This is a genomic window from Occallatibacter sp., from assembly GCF_049802275.1.
GTDB lineage: Bacteria > Acidobacteriota > Terriglobia > Terriglobales > Acidobacteriaceae > Telmatobacter.
Genome location: NZ_JBARMD010000694.1, coordinates 1 through 8,446, shown reverse-complemented (window position 1 = coordinate 8,446; position 8,446 = coordinate 1). Strand labels below are relative to the sequence as shown.

Here is an 8,446-nt window from a genome sequence, read left to right as displayed (position 1 = left end):
GCGCAAGGATGATCATGCCGGACTTGGAGACTGGTATGTGAATCCGCAGAAATTTCCGCATGGGCTGAAGCCGCTGATCGACAAAGTGCATACGCTGGGAATGGACTTCGGAATATGGGTCGAACCGGAGATGGTGAATCCGGATTCGGATTTGTATCGGAAACATCCGGACTGGGTGCTGAACTTTCCGGGGCGGCCGCGGTCGGAGCAGCGGAACCAACTGGTGCTGAACCTCGCACGGCCCGATGTGCGCGATTACATTCTCGGGTTTCTTGACAAGCTGCTTACGGAAAACGACATTGCGTTCCTGAAGTGGGATTACAACCGGAACTGGAGCGAGCCGGGGTGGGATCAGCTTCCGCCGGCGGAGCAGAAGGAGGTTTACGTGGCGTTCACGCGCAACCTCTATGGGATCCTCGCGGAACTGAAGAAGCGGCATCCGAAGGTGGAGCTTGAGTCGTGCTCGGGCGGCGGGGGACGCGTCGATCTGGGCATCCTGAAGTATGCAGACGAGGTCTGGCCGTCAGACAATACCGATCCGTTTGATCGGCTGACGCAGCAGGATGGGTTCACGTATGCATACACGCCGCAGATCATGATGGCGTGGGTGACGGATTCGCCGCACTGGTTGAACAAGCGGAGTACGTCGCTGACTTACCGCATGCTCAGTTCGATGCAGGGTTCGCTGGGGATTGGCGCGAACATCAGCAAGTGGAACGACGAGGAGATGGCGACTGCCAAGCGGCTTATTGTGTCGTATCACCAGGTACAGGCGACGATCGTACAGGGCGATCTGTATCGTTTGATTTCGCCGCGGGATGGCAGCGAGTTCTCGGCTACGCAGACGGTGAATCGTGACAAGAGCCAGTCTGTGGTTTTCGCGTTTATTCATTCCACGCAGGAGGGACGCGGGTTTCCGCGGCTGAAGCTGCAGGGGCTTGATCCGAAGGCAAATTATGCGTTGTCTTCAATCGAAGGCGCGGCGGCGAGGGGAACTCCAGCGACGGCGAGTGGTTCGTGGTGGATGAACCACGGGCTGGAGATGAGCGAGGATTTCAGGGGCGACTTTCAGGCGGCGGCTTTCCGGCTGGACAGAAAGTAAATCAGCAGGAAAGTGCAAATTGAACGGTCGTTCGGATCTCAATGGATGGGCAACAGAGAAACTGATTGCTCACCCACCTGGCATGTCTTGTGCATCGGTCAGTCGCTGCAGGAGACCCAGGAGAGGCTTGGAGGTAAGGTACTTTGCCCTCCGAGCGATGCCGCACCACGCCGATAAAGGCCAACAGGTTCCTGGCTGTGGTATTTTCAGTCACTGGTCACGAATAGGGCTCGCGTCCCTATTCACCACGTTGTCTGCGTGAATTGGAGGACGCCATGTTGTTCGTCAATTCCCCAAAGAAATGGCGGGGAGTCGGGATTTTGACCTTGACTGTAGCGTTGGTCGCATTCGTCATGCTCAGGATCACTGCGCAGACTGTTGCACACAAATCACGAGGCGTGCGAATCATCACATTTGACGCGCCCGGAGCGGGCGTGAAATCCGGCCAGGGCACCGTTCCCCGCAGCATTAACGCGAAGGGCGAGATTACGGGAGAGTATTACGATGCGAAAACGGTGGTCCATGGATTTCTGCGCACTGCCGATGGCTCGATCCACACATTTGACGTGCCGGGCGCGAGCAAACGGAACGGACAAGGCACCTTTTCTGAAAGCGTGAATCCAAGAGGCGAGATCACGGGATTCTATTATGGCGCGGACAGCCAGGTAGTTTACACGCGAGGCTTCACCCGGGATGCCAGCGGCTCGATCACTACGTTTGACGGGGGTCCCGAGTTCGGAACGATTCCCCAGAGCAGCAACCCAACGGGCGAAATAACGGGGGCATATTCCAGAGGGGGCTTCGTGCGCGCCTCAGATGGTACGGTTCGGACGTTCGCCGTGAGCAAGTTCGTTACAGTTCCTAAAAGCATCAACTCGAAGGGCGAGATCACGGGGTGGTACGACGACAAAGGCTTCGTGGTTCACGGCTTCGTTCGCACTGCCAGCGGCACGATTACCGAGTTTGATGCTGGCCCTCAAGTGTTCACCACTCCCGTAAGCATCAACTCGGCCGGTGAGATCACGGGTTACTACAATGACGCACCTTCTGCGATTCATGGTTTTGTTCGCTCGCCACGCGGCACCATCACCAGCTTCGACGTAGGCAGCAACTGTTTTACGATTCCCCATGCCATCAATGAGAGGGGAGAAATCGTAGGCGATTACTACCAGGCGGACTCCCTGGTTCATGGCTTTGTGCGCGCTCGCGACGGCACGATCACGACGTTTGACGTCCGCGGCGCCGCTAAGCGTTTCTTCGGCGACGGCACGACTCCTCAAGACATCAACTCGAATGGGGAGATCACCGGCTGGTACTCCGACCTGGACGGCGTTTATCACGGCTTCCTGCGGATTCCTGCGGACTGAAACACGTGAGAAGCCATCCTATTCTCCGCTTTTTTTCTTGTAGCCTTGCCACACGTATTCGAGGGCTTCGGGCAGCGTTTGCGCCTTCACTGCACGGTCCACATGGCCTGCATTGACTGCGAAAACGAATTGGTAGTGATACTTTTTCGCTGCCAGAACTTTTGCCATGCGCTCGTTGGCTTCAACCCAGTCGTGCATGTTGTCGTGCATCACGTTGGGGTTGTAGAGATCGCGATCGCCAACTTCCATCCAGATGCGGATCGGCATGCGTTTGCTTTGGGGAATGAGGTGCTCGTGGAATTCCCATGCGCCGTGCGGTGACTTGGGATCGTACGGCCATTGCTGGTTTACATAAGTTCCGGAATAGGTGAGCACGCGGTGGTAGAGCTCGGGATGATACCAGGCCATTATCAGAGCACAAGACCCGCCCGAGCTGCCGCCCATGGTGGCGCGGCCGTCGGGATCGTGCGTCAGCTTGACATGCGCTTCGCTCTCGACGCGGGGCAGCACTTCATTTTCGACGAACTCTGCGTAGCGGCCAGACATGGTGTCGTACTCGAGCCCACGCTCGCTGCCCTGCGCGTCGCCGCCGCCGTTGCCGATGGAGATGGCGATCATGACTGGCAGCTTTTGTTCGGCGATCAGACTGTCGAGCGCTGTGAAGAGCATTCGGTCAGTGCCGTCGGCGCCAACGATGAAAGGGGCTGTGGAGCCGGGGACATATGCCTTCGGTACGTAGACGGCGACCTTGCGTGTGTAAGGAGCGGGATGGCTGGTGGTAATGATGAGTTTCGCAGGGTCGGCTGGATCGGGTGTGCCGAAGGTGCCTTTGTCGCGAGCGATGCCGGGATAGTACTTGCTGTCGGTCGAGTTCATGGTGAATTCGACGACTGTGCCATTGGTCAGATCCTGTGCGGTCATTTCAGGCGCGAGTGTGTGGGTTGGTCCGATGATGAAGTTGCCGTCGGCGGTTGGAGAGGGCACGGCGCCATCAGGCAACTGAATTGCGGAAACGTAACCGGAGGTGTGGGGATCGCGCGTGGGTGGCGCGGGTCGCGCAGTCTGCTGTGGCGCGTGAGATGCGGACGGGGCCTGCGCAGATGCGAAGGTGAAGTGCGGAGATGCGGCTACAAATGTGAGTGCGGATGCCAGAACGAGAAGTCTCATTGCGATGGGTTCTCTTTTCAGCTCGATGATGCGGAGCCTTGGGGACAGGTGTTCTCCAGTGTATGCGGCTGGAGTCCGACTACGGTGTGCGTTTCCTTCTGGCAGCGTCGACCTGAGCGCGTCGGCTCCGGGACACATTCTTCAAAGGTTCTGCTGCAACGGCTGTTATTCAAAAACCAAAGATATCTGTGACTCCGTGGAAGTCACAGAACGTAAAAGAGTTGCTCAGGGCCTGACACCGTGTGAAGTGAACCCCTTGAGTGAAACGGCTTGGGTTTTGGCAGTTTGCCGTTGCTGAATGTGGTTTTCATTGTGGGGTGAACCCATGGATCGGGTCGCGCGATCGCCGGCTCCACTGTCAAAAGCGACAGTAGCCAAAATAGATTCTGTGCCAGAATCTATGCGGACCGCGGGGATCTCACCAAAGAGCTGGGTGCAGAAATCGCGGCCATTTGGAAAGTCCGAGCGTGTTTACGAAATCACACTGGTTCCGTTCCGGCGAGCGGCGCACTTGTCCGATCCAGAGCGTGGAAGACGATTCCACAGCTCAGCGGTTGACGATGTGGTGCATCCTTTGCATCACCGTGGTGCTGTGTAATTGCGTTCTCGCCATTCCGGCCAGGGCGCAGCAACAACCGGCGCCCGAGGATCCCGAAGACGAAAAGCAGTTCGGGCTCTGGCTCGATCAAGGAATCTCCACTCCCTTTTCTGGCAATAAATCTCTGGATGTGGAATTCCACGAACGATTCGATGAGGGAGGGTCGAACCTGTTCGAGTACTTCGTTCAGGGAGGCGTCGCTTTTCGTCTGCGGCCGTGGTTCACGCTGATACCTATCTACCGATACCAGCGTTATCCGGGAAATCCTGGAATTGGTTACGAAAACCGACTGCAGCTCAATCTCACTGTGAGCACTTCTCATGGTCCGTGGAAGCCGATCTTGCGCACACTCATTGAGGGACGCTTCCCCGACAACCGGCCTGCTTCAGCACGGCTACGATTTCGCCCCGGCTTCGAGTACTCTCTGCCGATTCGCACAGCGCGGCAGCCAGTGCTGGTCGTGAACAATGAGTTCTTCATCGTTCCCTGGTACAACCCTTTCGCCAACGGTGGCAGCAGCTACACTCAGAATCGCTTCCAGATAGGAGTTCGATTTCCCGTCGCCGATTCATTTTCCATTCGGCCTTACTACTTATTGCAGTCGGTTAACCTCCCTGCTGGTTGGGACACAAACGAGATCTTCGGGATCTCGCTTGCCTATAAGGTCCGACGCAAATCCAAATGAGGCGTTGTCTTTGGCGATCCTTGCATTGATTGAAGAGCTGTTGGTGAGTGACCGCCCATCGGTCAATAACCACGCAGCACACGATTGCTAGACGGGTTGCTCAACGGGAAACTTCTGGGTGGCGCACGATCCGACCGCGACCTTTGGGGTGAGAAACGAAACTACGAATCTCTCTGGGGGGCGGCGAGAAAGGGATGATAGTTGCTGCTGGACGTCCGCCGTGATTATTCTTGTCCCAGTTCGGTGACTGCACTCGAAAGCATTATCTTTGAGGTGGCGCCAATATGAATCGCGGTCTCGTTCAGGTTATCTTCGGTCTAGTTGGACTAACCACGTGTGCCGCTGTGATGGAAGAGTCGCACCAGTGGGAAACCGCCACCGTCATCTCTCAAACTCTTGGCTCTAGTCCAATGGGTGAGTGCAGCGGGCAAGCTGGTAGCGGCGACGTTGCTGCGCCGACCAATCGCAAATCGAACACCGTAGGTGTGGACACAGGAACATACAGATATTCGTGGCAAGAGTTTACAGGCGGCTCGGACTGGCACCACTTCATCGTCCTGACTGGCCACAACCAAACCGTTCACGATCAAGTGAAATTCTATCGCGACGGTCAGTGGTTCGTGGTTTTGGACAATCTTGGGGAGAAGCACAAGTTCTGCCTGCTCCACGCGATAAAGTTTCAGTGACTCGGGGAAACCGCCAACACTTCGGGACGATCACCGCCAACTCGGAAAGTACACAGATTCTCGGATGAGCTAGATGATCAAAGGCAACTGCGGATCCCTCCGCTCCGGTCGGGATGACAAGCATGTTCGAGGCTGGTTGCTTCGAGGCTACTTCTCGTAGGAGTAAAAGCCGCGGCCGGATTTGCGGCCGAGCCATCCGGCGTCGACCATGCGGACCAGGAGCGGGCAAGGGCGATACTTCGGATCGCCGAATCCTTCCTGGAGCACGCGCAGAATATCGACGCAGACATCGATGCCGATGAAGTCGGCCAACGTGAGCGGTCCCATCGGGTGCGCCATGCCCAGTTTGAAAACCTGGTCGACAGCTTCTGGCTTGGCGACGCCCTCCATGACCGCGAACGCCGCTTCGTTGATGAGGGGCATCAGGACGCGGTTGGAGACGAAACCGGGCGCGTCGTTGACCTCAACGGGCGTCTTGCCGAGCTTCACGGACAGGTCGCGCACCGCGGCGAATGTTGCTTCGCTTGTCGTCATGCCGCGCACCACTTCCACCAGAGCCATGACCGGCACGGGGTTGAAGAAGTGCATGCCGATGACCTGGGATGGACGGCGGGTGAGCGCAGCCATTTTGGTGATGGAGATGGACGAAGTATTTGTAGCGAGGATCGCCGTCGGCGGCAGGATACGATCGAGAGCTGCGAAAACCTCGGCCTTGAGTTCGAAGCGCTCTGGCGCAGCTTCAACGGCGAGCTGTGCGGTGGCGAGGGATTCCCTGTCGATGGTGGTGCTGATTCGGGTGAGCGTCGGCTCAATTTCCGCCTCGGCGAGTTTGCCCTTTGCGGCTTCGCGGCTGAGGTTGGTGCGAATGGAGGCAAGCGCGCGATCGAGAAAGCGCTGCTCCACATCGCATAGGCTGACTGGAAATCCCGATCGGGCGAATACGTGAGCGATGCCTGACCCCATGGTTCCTGCGCCGATCACGGCGACTGATTGTATATCTGCCACTGCCGATTCCTCCCAGGCAAATGGGAGTGTAGCAGTTAGCACGTGGGGCGTGATTCGAGGAAGGAGGCAGGAGAGAGGTGCCGGGAAACGTTTCTTGACCAACGGCGAATTGACGGACGATCTATTCGGCAACGAACGGGGATTCTGCGCATAGTACTTCCATAACCGAGAAGCAGGGAAATCGAACCTGCTTTCGCTTCCAAATCAATTGAAACCCGGGTATGATTGAAGAAACTCAAGACCACCTATACAAGAAAAGGCTGCGCTGACTGAAGTGTCTCGTAAGTCTTGCCCTATCCGGGATACGTGTACGCGGGAAGGATACACAGGAGACCGCAGCATGAATAAAAGGGGATACATGGACGATTCACTCCTAGACTGCCTGGCGTGGTTATTTGTAAAGACAGACGAAGAAATTCTGGCGGAGGCTGAGGTAGCGGCCTTGCATTCTATGTTGCTTGTGGAAGACACTCGGCCGGAGCGCGCCCGCAACAACGGCTAGAACCGCTGTCGCGTCAGCAGCGTTCAAGGATTCTCGAGCTCGTCTTTGCCTAAATCCAACAACACCAGAGCCTTCCCTCCACTGCCAGAATGGTAGTTGCATTTCCGTCCGCAGTGGACTAGCCTTCCGGTCGAAGCTATCGCACCGGCGGTAGTCTTCCGGAGCAGGGTAAGCAATGCTCCTCCCCCAATTGTGCTGAGCACTTGCGGAATCCGATCGCAAGTGCGGTTGGTGCCCGCATTTGACTCAGCAACATTTCAAACGCATTAACTCCCCACGAATCCCGGACGTCTCAATGTGACAAGCAGCGTCCGCGCTCAACCCGATCATTCAGATCAAAGGAGATATATCCATGCCTATCACTGCAGAAGAACGTGAACAGGTTGTGTCTGAATTGAAGCGCTTTGGTCATGACTTGAATCTCACCGAGCCGCAGCGTGAAAAGCTCCAAACCACACTTGTGGATGCGCGTGAAAAGCTCGCTGACTATCTCAAGAAAAATCCCAACACGACCAGGGCCGATATCGCCGCCAAAGTCATGGCGCATCGCGACGAGATCCGCCAGCGCGTTGCAAATTTCCTTTCACCCGACCAACTCACTAAGTGGAACGCCGAGATGGCAAAGGCGAAGGAGTTCCTCGGGCAGAGACTCGAAGCCTGATTGCCTGGCACACCAATTTGGTTTCCCCAGGTCCTGAGGGAACTGGGGAAACCATCGAGGCGGATAGGGTCTACAGTTCACTTCCACGAAAAAGCATGGGGCAATGAACGGCGAACGGGCAAATGGCTCCTGAGTCTGCAGTTTCGCTGAAAAAAAGAGGCGCGACCGAAGTCGCGCCGTAAGTGCACCCCATTATCCCAGAAGAATTCAATTGCCTTGCGAGACAGCGGGCACGAGTCGCACCTGGTCTGTAAGCGTTAGCATCAGAACCGCACCGGACTCGAGCTTCGCCTGCGGATGGCTTACCAGCAGATGCGTCGTCACTACGCCGGCGCCGACGATGGCACCCGCAAGCATCCCCGGCGGGCCGCCCAGCACCGCGCCCGTGATCATTCCGACTCCAACGACCGCGCCGTATTCAATGCTGTTGCGTTTCACGCGCGAGCCGGGCGTGATGACGCCTTCCGATCCGACACCCAGGTTGGAACCGGGAGTGGAAATGACAACTGCGCGAAGTTGAAACTTGCTGCCGTTTTCCAGCGTAATGGTTTCAGGGTGTAGAAGGATGGAGCCGTGTCCACCGAAATGGCCGGTCGATAGCTCTGCCACATGGCCATCGATCTCCGCGCCGGCGGGGATAACTACCTGGCCGTCTTGCACAACGTCGCTGGCC

Annotated in this window: 9 protein-coding genes; 6 read left to right on the top strand and 3 right to left on the bottom strand. The window is 56.9% G+C overall.

The window, feature by feature from the left end; translation table 11 throughout:
- Together WA354_RS23450 and WA354_RS23445 are read left to right on the top strand one after the other, a co-directional pair.
- A partial coding sequence (locus WA354_RS23450) for an alpha-galactosidase (RefSeq protein ID WP_472815446.1) occupies positions 1–1,102 on the top strand: 1,102 nt, incomplete at its 5' end.
- A gap of 320 nt (positions 1,103–1,422) precedes the next feature.
- The gene (locus WA354_RS23445; RefSeq protein WP_472815445.1) at positions 1,423–2,469 is read left to right on the top strand and encodes a hypothetical protein; all 1,047 of its coding nucleotides are present in this window, start codon (positions 1,423–1,425) and stop codon (positions 2,467–2,469) included.
- Between the two features lie 18 nt (positions 2,470–2,487).
- Here the strand turns inward: WA354_RS23445 and WA354_RS23440 are convergent, their stop codons facing one another.
- Entirely contained in the window at positions 2,488–3,636 is a 1,149-nt protein-coding gene (locus WA354_RS23440; protein WP_472815444.1) for an alpha/beta hydrolase, read from the bottom strand.
- 467 nt (positions 3,637–4,103) lie between these two features.
- Between WA354_RS23440 and WA354_RS23435 the strand changes: the two genes are divergently transcribed.
- Together WA354_RS23435 and WA354_RS23430 are read left to right on the top strand one after the other, a co-directional pair.
- Positions 4,104–4,919 (top strand): DUF2490 domain-containing protein, encoded by an 816-nt coding sequence (locus tag WA354_RS23435; protein ID WP_472815443.1) that lies wholly within the window; start codon positions 4,104–4,106, stop codon positions 4,917–4,919.
- 284 nt (positions 4,920–5,203) lie between these two features.
- The gene (locus WA354_RS23430) at positions 5,204–5,605 is read left to right on the top strand and encodes a hypothetical protein (RefSeq protein WP_472815442.1); all 402 of its coding nucleotides are present in this window, start codon (positions 5,204–5,206) and stop codon (positions 5,603–5,605) included.
- Between the two features lie 147 nt (positions 5,606–5,752).
- Here the strand turns inward: WA354_RS23430 and WA354_RS23425 are convergent, their stop codons facing one another.
- The gene (locus tag WA354_RS23425; protein WP_472815441.1) at positions 5,753–6,610 is read right to left on the bottom strand and encodes a 3-hydroxybutyryl-CoA dehydrogenase; all 858 of its coding nucleotides are present in this window, start codon (positions 6,608–6,610) and stop codon (positions 5,753–5,755) included.
- A gap of 340 nt (positions 6,611–6,950) precedes the next feature.
- Here WA354_RS23425 and WA354_RS23420 point away from each other — a divergent pair, with 340 nt between their 5' ends.
- Both WA354_RS23420 and WA354_RS23415 read left to right on the top strand, forming a co-directional pair.
- Complete coding sequence (locus WA354_RS23420) at positions 6,951–7,112, top strand: hypothetical protein (RefSeq protein WP_472815440.1); 162 nt, start codon at positions 6,951–6,953, stop codon at positions 7,110–7,112.
- A 352-nt stretch (positions 7,113–7,464) separates the two neighbouring features.
- A complete protein-coding gene (locus WA354_RS23415; protein ID WP_472815439.1) occupies positions 7,465–7,773 on the top strand; it encodes a hypothetical protein in 309 nt (102 codons plus the stop codon).
- 207 nt (positions 7,774–7,980) lie between these two features.
- On the opposite strand, the gene WA354_RS23410 is transcribed toward WA354_RS23415, so the two are convergent.
- Positions 7,981–8,446 (bottom strand): hypothetical protein (locus WA354_RS23410; RefSeq protein WP_472815438.1); only part of this gene is annotated, 466 nt, incomplete at its 5' end.